Source organism: Rhizobium sp. YTUHZ044 (assembly GCF_051123975.1).
Classification (GTDB): Bacteria; Pseudomonadota; Alphaproteobacteria; order Rhizobiales; family Rhizobiaceae; genus Rhizobium.
On record NZ_CP101426.1, the window covers coordinates 2,378,832 to 2,392,460 of the forward strand.

The 13,629-nt window shown below is 63.2% G+C and carries 12 protein-coding genes and 3 pseudogenes; 6 read left to right on the plus strand and 9 right to left on the minus strand.

Translation table 11 applies throughout. The features are described 5' to 3' along the window. Nucleotides 1-266: 266 nt before the first annotated feature. Both NL154_RS11870 and NL154_RS11875 read left to right on the plus strand, forming a co-directional pair. Complete coding sequence (locus tag NL154_RS11870) at nt 267-467, plus strand: FitA-like ribbon-helix-helix domain-containing protein (protein ID WP_434734089.1); 201 nt, start codon at nt 267-269, stop codon at nt 465-467. Next, a pseudogene (locus NL154_RS11875) lies at nt 464-889 on the plus strand (type II toxin-antitoxin system VapC family toxin). Before NL154_RS11870 ends, NL154_RS11875 begins: the two are co-directional and overlap by 4 nt. Nucleotides 890-936: 47 nt before the next feature. Here NL154_RS11875 and NL154_RS11880 read toward each other — a convergent pair. Both NL154_RS11880 and NL154_RS11885 read right to left on the minus strand, forming a co-directional pair. Further along, nucleotides 937-1,664 (minus strand): annotated as a pseudogene (locus tag NL154_RS11880) (esterase family protein). Further along, on the minus strand, nt 1,661-2,620 hold the full coding sequence (locus NL154_RS11885; protein WP_434732710.1) for an acetylxylan esterase: 960 nt from the start codon (nt 2,618-2,620) through the stop codon (nt 1,661-1,663). Before NL154_RS11885 ends, NL154_RS11880 begins: the two are co-directional and overlap by 4 nt. A 109-nt stretch (nt 2,621-2,729) precedes the next feature. On the opposite strand from NL154_RS11885, the pseudogene NL154_RS11890 reads away from it, so the two are divergent. Further along, nucleotides 2,730-2,840: pseudogene (locus NL154_RS11890) on the plus strand (siderophore-interacting protein); the annotation flags it as partial. A 97-nt stretch (nt 2,841-2,937) separates the two neighbouring features. Next, nucleotides 2,938-3,324, plus strand: a complete 387-nt coding sequence (locus NL154_RS11895; RefSeq protein ID WP_434732711.1) for an NUDIX hydrolase — start codon at nt 2,938-2,940, stop codon at nt 3,322-3,324. A 22-nt stretch (nt 3,325-3,346) separates the two neighbouring features. Here NL154_RS11895 and NL154_RS11900 read toward each other — a convergent pair whose 3' ends face one another. From NL154_RS11900 to NL154_RS11910, 3 genes are all read right to left on the minus strand, one after another. Further along, nucleotides 3,347-3,694 carry a CAP-Gly domain protein gene (locus NL154_RS11900; RefSeq protein WP_210630935.1) on the minus strand — a complete coding sequence of 116 codons (348 nt, stop codon included), beginning with the start codon at nt 3,692-3,694 and terminating at the stop codon, nt 3,347-3,349. Between the two features lie 115 nt (nt 3,695-3,809). Continuing rightward, the gene (locus tag NL154_RS11905) at nt 3,810-5,156 is read right to left on the minus strand and encodes an extensin-like domain-containing protein (RefSeq protein WP_434732712.1); all 1,347 of its coding nucleotides are present in this window, start codon (nt 5,154-5,156) and stop codon (nt 3,810-3,812) included. 151 nt (nt 5,157-5,307) lie between these two features. Then, nucleotides 5,308-7,128, minus strand: coding sequence for a methyl-accepting chemotaxis protein (locus tag NL154_RS11910; RefSeq protein WP_210630933.1), 1,821 nt, complete (start codon nt 7,126-7,128; stop codon nt 5,308-5,310). A 273-nt stretch (nt 7,129-7,401) separates the two neighbouring features. On the opposite strand from NL154_RS11910, the gene NL154_RS11915 reads away from it, so the two are divergent. Both NL154_RS11915 and NL154_RS11920 read left to right on the plus strand, forming a co-directional pair. Then, a complete protein-coding gene (locus NL154_RS11915) occupies nt 7,402-7,788 on the plus strand; it encodes an acyl-CoA thioesterase (RefSeq protein ID WP_064803309.1) in 387 nt (128 codons plus the stop codon). A gap of 18 nt (nt 7,789-7,806) precedes the next feature. Beyond that, on the plus strand, nt 7,807-8,394 hold the full coding sequence (locus NL154_RS11920) for a hypothetical protein (protein ID WP_210630932.1): 588 nt from the start codon (nt 7,807-7,809) through the stop codon (nt 8,392-8,394). A gap of 211 nt (nt 8,395-8,605) precedes the next feature. On the opposite strand, the gene NL154_RS11925 is transcribed toward NL154_RS11920, so the two are convergent. From NL154_RS11925 to NL154_RS11940, 4 genes are all read right to left on the minus strand, one after another. Further along, complete coding sequence (locus NL154_RS11925; RefSeq protein WP_210630931.1) at nt 8,606-9,778, minus strand: DUF1501 domain-containing protein; 1,173 nt, start codon at nt 9,776-9,778, stop codon at nt 8,606-8,608. 10 nt (nt 9,779-9,788) lie between these two features. After that, nucleotides 9,789-11,300: a DUF1800 domain-containing protein gene (locus NL154_RS11930; RefSeq protein ID WP_434732713.1), complete on the minus strand. Its 1,512-nt coding sequence runs from the start codon at nt 11,298-11,300 to the stop codon at nt 9,789-9,791. 472 nt (nt 11,301-11,772) lie between these two features. Further along, nucleotides 11,773-12,573, minus strand: coding sequence for a class I SAM-dependent methyltransferase (locus NL154_RS11935; RefSeq protein ID WP_210630929.1), 801 nt, complete (start codon nt 12,571-12,573; stop codon nt 11,773-11,775). Between the two features lie 151 nt (nt 12,574-12,724). Continuing rightward, entirely contained in the window at nt 12,725-13,606 is an 882-nt protein-coding gene (locus NL154_RS11940; protein ID WP_434732714.1) for an NmrA/HSCARG family protein, read from the minus strand. Between the last annotated feature and the right edge of the window lie 23 nt (nt 13,607-13,629).

A 13,629-nucleotide genomic window follows, 5' to 3' on the forward strand; every position in this document is an offset into this window, starting at 1 on the left:
CACATTGGCTGAATACGCCCGTTGCATCACGCCGGAAAGGCTAAATCTAGCACTGGGCGGGAATATTCCCCCGCCCAGCCAAGAAAAAAGCCCCGCCGAAGCGAGGCCCAAGTTTGATCCGCTCCCGGGAAAACAGGAGCGGCGTCGAGGTCCATATCCTGCTGCCCATCCGCCAGCGAGGCCAGATTTCACCGTAGCGGTACGCCCTGCAAACGAAATTTGAGGGATCGGCGTAGGTTTCAGCTGCGAGACTTTGCGCGCTTCGTATTCGGGCGGCCACGCATGGCCGCAGCACCGAGGCGGAAATTCGAGACATTCTTGAGACGGCCGTCCGCCCCCCCGAGCGGGTGAAGCTCGGTTCGTTGCTGGCATCCATCGCTCGCGAAGCGGAGCTGACCGATGCCGAGGCGGAACTGTTCGACCAGTTGCGCGACAAGACGCCGGCAGATCCGATGAGGTTTGAATGATCCTCATCGATACCAACATGATTTCGGAACCATGGAAGCTCACGCCCGATCCGCGTGTGCTGGCGTGGATAGACGCCCAAGCTATCGAAACCCTCTATCTCTCGGCCGTCACAGTCGCTGAGCTGCGTTTCGGCATTGCGGCCATGCCCGCCGGCAAGCGCCGCACCACTCTGCATGACCGGCTGGAGGGCGACGTGCTGCCGTTGTTCGAGGGGCGCGTGCTGCCCTTCGACCTCGGCGCCGCACAAGCCTATGCCGCCCTGATGGCGTAAGCCAAGCCCGCAGGCAAAGCAAACGGCAAGGCCGACGGCTACATCGCCGCCACAGCCGCCGCACACGGCCTCATGGTGGCCACACGCGACACCGGCCCCTTTGAAGCCGCCGGCATCCCCATGATCAATTCATGGGAGGACCGCGGCTGACATCTCCCGCGACCGGCAGAGCGAAAAAGCGGACGGGCTCACAGGGGTCAGATGTAGAGTGGCGCCATCTTTCGCCAGGCGCCGGCGCGGTGGGCGCGGCCGTCCCAAACATGCAGTTGATGGCGGATGTTCTTCTCGCCGAGCAGCCGGCTGAGATAGCGGTTGTTGTCGAGGAAGGGATCGGCATCGCCGATGGTCAGCACGATCTCGATCTCGCGCAGCCGCTCGAGCCGCCAGTCGGCGCCGAGGCCGGGCAGAAAATGCGTCGGCGTGTGGAAATAGATGCTGTCGTCGTAGTAGCCGTCAAACAGGTCGCCGAACACGTCCACCTTCATCGTCAGGTCGTAGCGCCCAGAAAGGCGACGAGCTTACGGAAGAGATGCGGGTGGCGGAAGACAAGGCTCGCCGCCTGGAAGGCGCCGAGGCTACATCCATGCACGACGGTGCAATCATGCGGGTTTTTCGCCGCCATCAGCGGCAGCACCTCGTGGAGGATATAATCCTCCAGCGCCGCATGCCGGCGGATGCGCTCGGCCGGATGATGGTGGAAGCCGTAGAGGCTGTCGGCCGCCAGTCCCTCGATGCAGTAGAGCTGGAGATGGCCGGCGGAGAGCTTATCGGCAAGGCTTCCGACCAAGCCGAGCTGTTCATATTCGAAGAAGCGTCCTTCCCGCGTCGGAAACACCAGCACCTTGGCGCCGGCATGGCCGAACACCAAGATCTCCATCTCCCGATGCAGGCGCCGACTATACCAGCTGAGATATTCGCGGTTCATGTCACCCTGAAGAACTGTCCGATCTTATCGCGGAGAACCGCCTCTTGCTCTGCGCTTCCAGGGTAATCGAAATGACCGGCGTCCAGGATGAAGATTTCATTATATTTCCGTATCGCATTTGCGACAGCGAACTGGCAGGGCGGCGCGACGGCGGGATCGAAAAGCGCCACTGCCGTCAGCATCGGCACATCGATCCGCCGCGCCGCCGTCGCCGCATCGTAGAAGCGCAGCGTCTCCAGCACGTTTTGATGATCCGTCTGATATTCCTGCACCCCTTGCGCGCTGCCGACGCTCGGCAGCTTCAGCCGCAGCGGCTGGTGGCCGAAGCTCGGCAGCGCCAGATGGCCGCGGTCGATGCGCCCGTCATAAGCGATCGCCATTGCCCCGACGCCGCCGCCGAAGCTGATGCCGCTATAGCCGATATGGCCAAAGAGCCAAGGATAGAACGCGACAAGTGTGGAGACGGCAAGCCAGATATCCTCGACGCAGCCGCCGATGATATAGGAGTCCCGATTGTCGATATCGTGCAACACATGCCAGGACGGATTCTGAGAGATCGGCGGATGGCTGCTCAGCGACAATCCACGGCAGCAGGGAAAGATCAGCGCCGTTTCTCTGACCGGCAGATCGAAATCAGGCTGATCCCGCCCGCCGTAACCATGCCCGACGACGAGGCCGCGCTTCACCTGCCCCTCACGCGGCAGCAGCAGCCAGCCGCCGATCCTGAAATCACCGGTCGAGCGATAGACGAGATCGAGCACATGCCAATCCGGATGGCTGAGCGGGCTGCGCGAAAGCATCGGCCGCGGATCGACCGTCAGCGCCCTCCGGTACCGCGCCTCCCAGAATGAGTCGAAGCCGTCGGGCTCCTCCGGCGGCTCGACTGCAAGAAGCTCCTGAAGCCGCATGCCGTAGGTCGGATCGAAGGCAAAGGGATGTATTTTGGGAATGCTCATTCGAGCCTTGTCCCGCGAAAAGGCGGGCCATGCAAGTTTTGCCGCGTACTTACTCGGGGCGACCATCAGCATCGCCACAACACCACCGGACCGCGGCGGAAGCCCGACGACACGTACCATTCGCGCCCATCTGCTGGAGCGGGGCTACCCACTCGCCTGGATCAAGGCATCCGGCTATTGGGTACAGGGTAACGCCGATGCGACTGAGAAATTTGGTTAGGCCGGAACAGCCGACCCGGCCGCCATCCTCTCACGGGGAGACGGCCGGGAAAAAGCGCGGGCTCGCCGGCATTTGCCGACATAAAGGAGAAGACGACATGCCTGAGATCGCGATGGGCGCCCTCATCGAGAATGGAAGCGTTCTCCTCGCAAGGCGAAGTCCCGGGCGCAGGCAGCATCCGGATCGTTGGAGCCTTCCCGGCGGCCAATTTGTGACAAAGTTCGGATGGCAAGGCCAATCCGCCACATCCGCCAGGTTCCATATCTATCGCATCGATCGGTGGCGAGGCTGCCCGCGACCGATTGACGACGAACACACCAAGCTGAAATGGTTTAGCGCCGCCGAAATCAAATGCGAAACGGAGCTGGCTTTGCCTGAGCTCAGTAAAATCCTTGAGTCTGACCATCCAGGGGAACAGCAAAGATTGAGCGCGCGATGGCGTTCTCGAGCTCAGCAGGCAAACCGGGCTGTCACTCAGCCCTGAAGACGGGCTGACACAACCGCGCTCAGACCTTCTCTTTCTTTCTGGTCTTTTCTTTCGGCTCCGCCGGCGCATCCGGTGTCGGCGCCAAAAGCTTGCGCAGTGATGCGATCTTGTCCTTCATCAGCGGCCGGAAGCGCGTCGCGCGATAGGGCATATCGGCGGCACCATAGCCCTCCGGTCCGTCATCATTGCCGCGATGGATTTCCGCAAGCTTCACGCCGATGAAGGTGCCATCGACATAATGGGTATATTCGCCGACCCAGCGGATCGTATAGATCTCGCCCTTGCGGATGAGCTGGTCGATGCTGACATGCTTGAAGGTATCATTGATGCAGACGACCTTCTGGCCGACATGGAATTCATAGCTCATGGATCAGACTTTCCAATAGCAATCCGCCTCGCCGGTCCATAGCGCGTCCGGCGGCCGGGATGAACCCTTTTCTTGGGGCAGGGCCGAATTGCCGCGGCTGCAGCCGCGCCCTCGCCTAGTCGCAATAGACCTTGCCGCTCTTGCGGGAGCGCAGATCGAAATGGAAGTGGTTCCAGTGTTCCGGGTTGCTGCCCGGTCCGAGCACCGTATTGAAATAGCGGCAGCTGTCGCTGCGCACCGCCTTCAAGAGCCGGCCCTCGCGATAGGAGAACAGGCCCTTCTTACGCACGTCGATCGCGTGGCCGTTCTTCAGCACGAACTTGCCGACGTCGATGGCATTGCCGCGGGCGTGTTCTGACATCGGATTATATCTCTGCCGGCTGTTGTTCATGCGGCGGCAGGAATAGCCGCCGAGCGGCTGGATCGTCCTGATGCCGCTCCAGTAGCGGTAGCGGGCCGACGGCGCCAGCTCGTTCTTCACCCACTTGGCGAAGGCAAGCGTCACCTGGCAGTTCAGCGTCACGGCCGGCTTCACGCCGATATTGCCGGAAAGCCCCTTCAACGACACCGGATAGGGCACCTGGCAGGCTGCTCCCTGCGAGATCGGCGGCTTCTCGTCGAAAAGCACACCCATACGCTTCAATTCGCGCCGGCAGGCGAGCTCGGAAGCCGGCATGACGCTCGGGTCGACCGGCGCTGCGGGCTGGCTCATCATCGGGTTGTTCGGCCGGAGCATCGCAACTTCTTCGCTCTCGTCCTCTTCGGGAACGCGGGTCGGTTCCAAGACAGGGCTGCCGTCATTCCAGGCGGGGGCTCGGCTCATCTCAGCCTGGGCTGCCGGCTGCGGCATTGCCCGCGGCGCCGGCCGGCGCACTGGCTGATTGATCTGAGCCGGGTTGTCGGTGCCGATGCCGTCGACGACAGGTTCGCTGGCGTTGCCCTCGGCGATCTGCTGCTGTTGTTCCTGCGCCAGCCCGACGACCGGTTCGGCCCCGAGCTCCTCGTCCATGTTGACACCGCCGGACGGGACAGCAAGGTTCTGCGTGCCGCCCCAGTTGCCGTTCGGCTGGCCTGCCGCCAGCGCCTCATCGCTGTCGATCATCGGCAGCTTTCGGCTCTGGGATTCCGGCGCCGTCAGCGTCCGCGGCGCCTGCGCCGCGTGCCCGGTGCCGGCAAGGTTCGGCGTATCGAGATAATCGACCGAGCCCTGGCTGCTGCCGACCGGCCCGCCGGAAACGGGATATGAGGCTTGAGTTTCCGCAGGCGCAAGGCGCTCCGCCCGCGCCATACGCATGGCGGGCGCCATACGCGCTGCACCGCGAGACGGTGAAATCGAACTGACCCGGGTGCCGTTGTCGACATTGGCCGGTGGCACCAGCCCGTCGCTGATCGAACAAGTGGTCAGCGCCGCCGAGAGCAGAACGGGCAGGAAGGCTCGCCGCGGAAAGGAAACAAACGCCATACTCTTATCGCTTCCATGGGCCGGCCGCAGAGTGACCGAAAAAACTCGGTCCAATTTTAATTAAAAACGGTGAATGAAAACTTACCGGCACAATCTGAAGGCGGTGGAAATGAAAAAGGCCGGTCGCCCGGCCTTTGATTTCTGCTGTTTCTCACGCTGCCCGTGTGTATCGGGTCTCGGCCCGCCGCCCCGCCTCGCGCAGGCGGAAATTCGAAAGCAGCGTCTTCAGCTGCGTGCTTTCGTCGGCGAGCGTGCGGCTGGCCGCCGTCGTCTCCTCGACCATCGCAGCGTTCTGCTGCGTCATCTGGTCCATGTGATTGACGGAGCTGTTGATCTCGTTGAGGCCCGTAGACTGCTCGCGCGCCGCCGTCGCGATCGAGGCGACATGGTCGTTCACCTGGTTGACCAGTGCCTCGATCTCCAGCAGCGCGTCACCTGTCGAGCGCACCAGCGCAACCCCGCCTTCGACTTCCGCAGCCGAGCGGCTGATCAGTTCCTTGATCTCCTTGGCCGCATTGGCGGAACGCTGCGCAAGTTCGCGCACTTCCTGGGCGACGACAGCGAAGCCGCGGCCAGCCTCGCCGGCCCGCGCAGCCTCGACGCCGGCGTTCAGCGCCAGCAGATTCGTCTGGAAGGCGATCTCGTCGATGACAGAGATGATCTGGTTAATGCGGCTGGAGGATTCCTCGATCCGGCCCATCGCGGTCACGGCGTTGCGGACGATGTCGCCGGAGCGGCCGGCGCTCGCCTTGGTTTCGGCCACCATCTCGCGCGCCTCGTTCGCCCGCTCGGACGCGGTCTTGACCGTCGCGGTGATTTCGTCGAGCGCTGCCGCCGTTTCTTCGAGTGCGGCCGCCTGCTGCTCGGTGCGCTTCGACAGGTTACCGGTCGCCTCACTGATGTCGGATGCGCTGTCGTTGACTACCCGGCTTGATTCGGAAATCGCGTGAATGACGCCGTTCAGCGCATCGACGGCCGCGTTGAAATCATTCCTGAGCTTGGCGTAGTCCTCACCGATGTCGCCGATTGCAACGGTGAGGTCGCCGCTTGCAAGCTTCTCCAGGCCGACGCCGAGCGCCTGCATGGCGCGGTTTTGCCGCTCGGAAGCCGAGCGCAGGCTCGCTTCGTTGCCGCGGCGCTCGTCCTCGATCTGCCGCTGCCGCTCGTCTTCGCGGCCGCGTAGCGCCCTGCGTTCGTCGACGGAGTCACGCAGCACCAGCAGCACTTTGGCCATTTGTCCCACCTCGTCGCGGCACTCGCTGCCGGCGATCTCGACGGATGCTTCCTCGGCAGCAATCGCGTTCATCGCCGTCTTCAGCCGGGCAATCGGCGCCGTTACACTGCGGACGATGGCATAGGCGATCGCAATGGTGGCGGCCGCACCAAGCAGGCAGAGCACTGCCGCCCAGATCGCATTTTGGCGATAGAGCGCCGCCAGGTCATCGGCATAGACGCCGGTGCCGACGATCCAGCCCCAGGGTTCGAAACCGGCGACATAGGAATATTTCAGCACCGGCTCATCGGCGCCCGGCTTCGGCCAGTAATAATCAACGAAGCCCTTGCCGTCCTTCTTCACCTTGTTGACGAACTCGACGAACAGGAACTTGCCGGTCGGGTCCTTCATCTGGGAGATATCGGTGCCGTTCAGTTGCGGTTTGATCGGGTGCATCACCATGGCGGGGCGCATGTCGTTGATCCAGAAATAGCCGTCGGCGCCGTAGCGCATGGCGCCGATCACGTCCTTGGCGGCCGCCTGCGCCTGCTCGCGGGTCATCGTGCCCGCCTGTTCCATCTTGTAATATTTGTCGAAGATGCCGAGCGCCGTGGCCTCCATCTTCTCCAGCCCCGCCTTCCGCTCCGCTTCCAGCTCGGAATAGGAAAAGTTCAGAAAGAAGACCATCGTCGCCGCAAGCACGGCAAGCGTGAAGCCGACGAGGCAGTAAAGACGGGTGGAAATCTTGACGTTACGCATGAGGGTTCCCGGCGATTCTTGGATATGAGACCGCTTTCATTGTGAACCACCTCAATTACTGGAGCGTAAAGTTTTATTAGAAGATAATTAAATAACGCAAGCTGAAGTGTCGGTTGTAAAATTCAACTAGCTGAAATCGATTGAGATTTCAGCTCGGTGACGGTCGCGATATTTGCACCGCCGCCTTCGCTGGCACCGAAAGGGATTGGTCGACACAACGAGTTCGCCTAACGTGGCTGCAGAATCGTAACACCCAGCCTGAGGGAACCTTCCATGACCGATGCCGCCAAGCCGAGAGGCGAACTGACGCTGCGCACGCTCGCCATGCCGGGCGATGCCAATCCGGCCGGCGATATTTTCGGCGGCTGGGTCATGGCGCAGATGGACCTTGCCTCCGGTATTCGTGCCGCCGAGCGCGCCAAGGGCCGCGTCGTCACCGCCGCCGTCAAGGAGATGGCCTTCGAACTGCCGGTCAAGATCGGCGATACGCTGTCGGTCTATACCGATATCGACCGCGTCGGGCGCACATCGATTACGCTGATCGTCGAAGCGTGGGCGCACCGCTCGCGTTATGCCAAGATGGAAAAGGTCACCGCCGCCACCTTCATCATGGTGGCGCTCGACGAAGAGGGCAAGCCCAAGCAAGTCCCCGAGGAGTGACAGGCCGGGATCGACACGATGGAAACGGTCAGCTCGCCGGAAGTCTTCCTTCATATCAAGGTGGTGATGGGCATGGTCATCAGCCTTTCGCTTGCAAGGCTGCTCACTGGCGTTGCCGGCATCGTCCAGCATCCGGCCAAGGCGAAGGTTTATCCAATTCACCTCGGCTGGGCGCTGTCGCTGTTCCTCTTCATCATCCATATCTGGTGGTGGGAATATCGCCTGCAGGCCGTGCCCGCCATCGGCTTCGGCATCTATCTCTTCCTCGTCTGCTTCTGCAGCCTGTTCTTCCTGCTCTGCGCCCTGCTCTTCCCGGCGAGCCTCGAGGAATATGGCGGCTACGAGGAATATTTCATTTCACGGCGCAAATGGTTCTTCGGCATCCTCGGCCTGATCTACGCCGTCGATATACTCGATACGGCGATCAAAGGTCCGGAGCGTATCCTCTCGCTCGGCTGGGAATATCCCGCCCGCAATATCGTCTACATCCTGCTCTGCGCCATCGCCGCCTGGACCGCGAACCGCCGCTTCCACACCATCTTCGTCATCGCCAACCTGCTCTACCAGGTGAGCTTCATCTTCAGACTTTACGATGTGTTGGGGTGAGGAGCGATCGGGCGCGGCCCGAGCAATCGATCCAGTGAACCGATTGCAGCGACGAACGCCCTGAGCCTAAAGCGAAGGGCCGGGCAGCGGCTTGCTCCCTTGGCGAAGCACAGGCAAGAGCAGGCGGCCGCCCGACGCATCACCTCCCTCAGAGCGTCCGGCCCTGCAATTGGTTCACCGGCCGATCGATCCCGCTATGCGAAACCACCTCTCACACCTTCAAAAACTGCGACCCCCTATCAAACCCCAGCCCGGGAAATATCTTCCCCGTCAGATCATCCACGCCGACATCGAACTGCCGGTAAAGCATCGCCGCCGCCACCTCGCGCACGTCGGCGGTCGGCATCAGGTCGCGGTCGTCGAGCAGTAGCCCGTCGCCGAGCCCGGGCCAGCGGCCGAGGATACGGCCGCCGTCGATCGCGCCGCCGGCAAGTACGGCGCAGCCGCCGGTTCCGTGGTCGGTGCCGGCGGAGCCGTTCTGGCGGACGGTACGCCCGAATTCGGTCATGGCGAGTACCACCGTCTTTGACCAGATCTCCGAGCCCAGCGTCACCTTCAGCGTGTTGATCGCCTGGGCGAGATCCCCGGCCGGCCGCTTGAACTGGCCGGCCTGGCCGATATGGGTGTCCCAGCCGGTGATCGAGAAGCTGGCGATGCGGTAGTCGCCCTTCAGCATGTTGGCCGCGAGCGCCGCGACGTCGCCGATCTTCTCGCCGCGCTCGCCGTCCGGCTCGACCATCATCGCCGCGCTGTCGGCTCGCGTCGCCTCGGCAAGCGCCTGGGCGAAGGGCGGATCACCGGCATAAAGCCGCGCCAGGAACTGCATCTCGTCACGCGCCGGCGCCAGATTGGAATCCGACGCCCAGACGTCGACATTGTTCGGCCCGGAGAGGATCAGTTCCGTCGACGTGTTGACGTCGATCGCCTTGCGCGCATCCGACCGCGGGATGACGGCGAGCGCCCGGTTCAGCCAGCCAGTCTTTTCCTCGGCGACATGTTCGCCGCCAGACTCAAGCATGTCCTGCCCGTCGAAATGGCTGCGCTGGTCGCGATAGGGCGTCGACACCGCATGGACGAAGGCGAGTTCTCGGCTCTTCCAGAGCGGCATCAGGTCGGCGGCGGCGGGATTGAGGCCGAAATGCCCATCAAGATCGAGAAGTCCGCTGTCCGGCGTCAGCGCCAGGGTCGGCCTGAGCGCAGCAAAGCCGGCATCGCCGTAAGGCTGCACCAGGTCGAGTCCGTCCATTGCGCCGCGCAGGACGATGGTGACGAAACGATTATCGCCCGGCATCGCCGCAAAGGTGACCGGCGTGAAGAGGGGGGCGGCGGCAATACAGCAGGCCGATGTCAGAAAGCCGCGGCGGGAAAGCAAAATCCGGTTCATTGGGAGCCTCCTATCGGCGGTTGAATTCCGGCGATGCCAGCACCAGCGTCAAACCGCTGATCTTGTTCGGCGCCTGCGATACCACGCGGATCGTCTCGTCGCGGGCGGCATCGGCAAGCGTCGATCTCAGGAACTCGCGCGGATCCTCGTCGCGGCCGAACTGCGCCGCGGCCCGCCTTGCCCAGGCCAGGCGCTCGGCGAGCTGGCTGCCGCTGATCCAGGCGGAAAAGCCTTCCTCGAAACCGGCAGGGCTCGGCGGCAGCCAGGTCGGCTGGCCCATGCGCTTCAGCGCCCCCTGCCCCAACGCCCGCGCCGCCCGAAAGGCCTTGAGCCGCTTGTCCCTCGCCTCTCCGGCGGGGTCCGTCGTCACTGGCGCTCCCGCCATGCCGGGCGTATTGGCAGCCATATCGCCCTCATCCGTTCCCTGCTGATTGGCTGCCAGGAAGCTGCCGACGACGCCGTTGACCGGCCCCGCATTCAGCGCCCTCAGGCCGGCAACGATAAAATCGAATGGCTGACGCGCCTTGGCGCCCTCGTTTTGCCAGGCGGCCGGATGGTCGAGCATGGCGGTGTAGACGGCGGTGAGATCGCCATCTGTCTTTCTCCAAGCCGCCGCCATGTCAGAGACCATCCCCTCGTCTGGCTGGTCGGAGACGAAATGCACCGCGAGCTTGTGGCTGATATGCGCCGCCGTCTTCGGATGGACCGAGAGGTCATTGAGCATGTCGAGATAATCTTCGCGCGAGCGCCGGCGCCCGCCATAACTGACGCCGAGCACCTCATGCGTGCCGGGCTCCGAAATGGTCGGCCGAAAGGCGATATCCATCTCCTTGCGGTCGATGGTGAGGCCCGTCAGCACCATGGCCGCGGCGGTAACATCCGCCTGGGTATAGCCGCTGCCGGCCCCGAGCGTGTGCAGTTCCAGGAGTTCGCGTCCGAGATTTTCGTTCAGCCCCTTGTTGCGCTTGACGCCGCCCGCCGAATCCGGCCCGAGCGAATCCGCCTGGTCGAGGTAGATCAGCATGGCGGGATGAGCGGTGGCGCTGCGCAGGAGATTGCCGAACCTGCCCGAAATGAACGGCCGGATTGCCTCGGCCTCGTAGAGCGGCACGATAAGGCGCATCGGCAGGCTCTTGTTGGCGCTGGTGGAGAAATGATCGGTCCAGAAGGTCGAAAGCCGCTCGTAAAAGCCGTAGGGCGACAGCACCGCCTGCATCAGCCGCAGGTTTGCATCGTGCTGGAACTGTTGCTGCGCCTGGCGCTGCACAGCCTTGCGCATCTCGCGCCGCGTCGGATCGTCGGTGACCGTCTTGGCATCTTCGCGGATCTGCTTCAGCTGCGCCTGCAGGCTGAGGATCGCCCGGTGACGCATATCGGGGCCGCCGAGCGGAAAATCCGGCGTTGCCGCCGCGCCTTTGGACAATTGCCCGATCAGCTCGTCCTTGCTTTGCGGCGCCACCTCGCCCGGCCGGAAACCATAACCGAAACGGATCGCCGCCATCGTCGGGAAAGAGAGGCTCATGCCCGATCACCTCCTGATCACTTGATGGTGACAGGCTGACAGCCGATTGCGACGGGAATCTGTAGGAAATGCGGCGATATCACGACATGGACGATTTGTAATCTACTGAAAACGCTCAGGTTTCATGCGCGGAAAATGAAGGATGCTCCGATGTACTGCCGTAGCCGGCTTCAGTTTCAACCCGCCGACGGCTCTGGCATTTCATTCAGCGAGCACTTTCGAACGCGGCTCCCGCCAACGCCCCTCACGATGAGGCTCTCTCGGGCCTTTGGCGGCATCCTCCAGCTTTCCTCGTGCTGAGGTGTGCAGCCCGAGGGCGGAACTCGAAGCACGCGCCTCAACCTTGCTTTTTGCAACTTTTCGCCGCCGCAACACCCGCCTCGTCCTTCGAGGCACCTGCGGATGAGGCTCTTGAGCGCTGGCGCATGCCCTTGCGCCTCTTCATCGTAACAGACGCATCCGCCCGACCGTCTCAAGCCACCCTGCCCCGGCACGCCCACGCCACCGAAGCAAACGATCGCGGCCCATCCGGCTCGCCGGCCTCATAGGCGGCCCGAATGGCGGCGTCGACGGCCTTTTTCTTGTCCGGCTCGAGCCCCGCAACGTACCTGCCGAGCGGCCCTTCGCCGGCCGCGATCGGCTGCCAATAATCGTCGAAGGAAAGATAATCCATCCGCACCAGGAGCGAGGTTTCTTCGACATCGGAAAGGCCTTGCGCGATGAAGGTCTGTTTCATTTCCCCCGGCCGCATCATCGGCTGGAAACAATATCGGCGGCGCAGCGGCAGCGCGTCCTCGTCGAGCATGACGGCCGTATCCCACAGCATTCGCATATTCGACATACCGCCGTAATGGTCCCAGACGGCGGCGGCGACCACGCCGCCGGGGCGGACGACGCGGGCCATCTCGGCCACCGCCTTGCCGGCCTCCGGCACGAAATGCAGCATCAGCAGCGACATCGCCCTGTCGAAACAGCCGTCCTCGAAAGGCAAGGAGCAGGCATCCGCCTGTTGGATCGATATGCGTGGATCGGTATTGGCCCGTTTCGCCGCCTCGACGAAGACAGGAGAATAATCGATGGCGGCGATCTCCCGCAGGCCTGGCGTTTGCGCAAGCGTAAACGCCAGGCTGCCGGTGCCGCAGCCGACGTCGAGCACGCGATCGCCATCCGCCAGCCCGGCAAAATCGATGAGCATCGGCGCCAGCTTCCGGCTCCAGCGGCCCATCAGCCGCTCGTACCCATCCGCACTTTCGACATGAAAACTCGACGGCATGAAAGCCTCCTCCCCCAAGGACGATGGCTGATTATGAACGCGCCATCGGCGGCCGCAAGCGGATAATCGCTGTCGGTCCGCCGGACCTCCTTCTCCCGCATCCTCGGCCCTGCGCCGAGGATCTGCCACCCGTCAACCGCCGTGGAGCGCGTCAGCCGCCAGCTTTATCCAGAACGCTCCAATCAAACCCGCGTGCCCAATCGGCATAACGGTGCCAGCCGACATCAGGAAAATCGCGGCGAAGGAAGGCGATGTCGGCGTCGTAGCCGGTGCGATCGAACCATTCGTACATCCGCGCCGCATCCTCGCTCTGCTGCCGCATCGCGGCAATCGGCAATTCCTGATAGCCGATCGGGCGGCCGAGCACTTCCGATAGGATCTTCACCTGCTCCTCGCCGGACAATTCGTCGCCGGCGATGTCGAAACGCCTGCCGAACACCCGTTCGCGCCGTTCGGCCAAGGCCGCGACGAAGGCGCCGATATCGGCAAGGCAGATCTGCTGCAGCACGCGCCCGGACGGCAGGGCCGCGGCGTAGACGCCCTGGCGCAGCCCGTCGAGAGCCCAGGGCGCCACGGTGTTTTCCATGAAGGCGACGGGCGCGCTGATCGTGTAGGGAACGCCGAGCCCGGCAATATGCTGCTCGACCAGAAACTTGCTGTCGAAATGCGGAATGCCGGTCTTTCTATCGGCGTCGGCGACGGAGGAATAAATCAAGTGCCCGATACCGGCAGCCTTCGCCGCATTCGCGGCGGTGATGCCCTGGCGGGTTTCCGCATCCGTCCCCGCCTCGTAGCTATTGCCCATCAGGAACATCGTATTCACGCCGCTCGCAGCCTGCGTCACCGACCCGGCATCGTCGAGATCACCGGCGACGACTTCGACTCCCGCCGCGGCCAGGCGGCTGGCGCTGTCGCTCTCCGGATTCCGGCAGATCGCCCTGACGCGGTGGCCCCGCGCCAGCAATGCGCGTGCGACCGCGCCGCCCTGCTGTCCGGTCGCGCCCGTTACCAGTACACTTCTTTCCTTGCTCATGTCTCTGCTCCTTGTGGTTGGCG

Excerpts from the sequence above, each read along its gene's own strand:
- NL154_RS11910 (WP_210630933.1), bottom strand. The coding sequence starts at position 7,128 with ATGCGTAACGTCAAGATTTCCACCCGTCTTTACTGCCTCGTCGGCTTC.
- NL154_RS11885 (WP_434732710.1), bottom strand. The coding sequence starts at position 2,620 with ATGAGCATTCCCAAAATACATCCCTTTGCCTTCGATCCGACCTACGGC.
- NL154_RS11895 (WP_434732711.1), top strand. The coding sequence starts at position 2,938 with ATGCCTGAGATCGCGATGGGCGCCCTCATCGAGAATGGAAGCGTTCTC.
- NL154_RS11925 (WP_210630931.1), bottom strand. The coding sequence starts at position 9,778 with ATGAACCGGATTTTGCTTTCCCGCCGCGGCTTTCTGACATCGGCCTGC.
- NL154_RS11920 (WP_210630932.1), top strand. The coding sequence starts at position 7,807 with ATGGAAACGGTCAGCTCGCCGGAAGTCTTCCTTCATATCAAGGTGGTG.
- NL154_RS11930 (WP_434732713.1), bottom strand. The coding sequence starts at position 11,300 with ATGAGCCTCTCTTTCCCGACGATGGCGGCGATCCGTTTCGGTTATGGT.
- NL154_RS11905 (WP_434732712.1), bottom strand. The coding sequence starts at position 5,156 with ATGGCGTTTGTTTCCTTTCCGCGGCGAGCCTTCCTGCCCGTTCTGCTC.
- NL154_RS11900 (WP_210630935.1), bottom strand. The coding sequence starts at position 3,694 with ATGAGCTATGAATTCCATGTCGGCCAGAAGGTCGTCTGCATCAATGAT.
- NL154_RS11935 (WP_210630929.1), bottom strand. The coding sequence starts at position 12,573 with ATGCCGTCGAGTTTTCATGTCGAAAGTGCGGATGGGTACGAGCGGCTG.
- NL154_RS11915 (WP_064803309.1), top strand. The coding sequence starts at position 7,402 with ATGACCGATGCCGCCAAGCCGAGAGGCGAACTGACGCTGCGCACGCTC.
- NL154_RS11940 (WP_434732714.1), bottom strand. The coding sequence starts at position 13,606 with ATGAGCAAGGAAAGAAGTGTACTGGTAACGGGCGCGACCGGACAGCAG.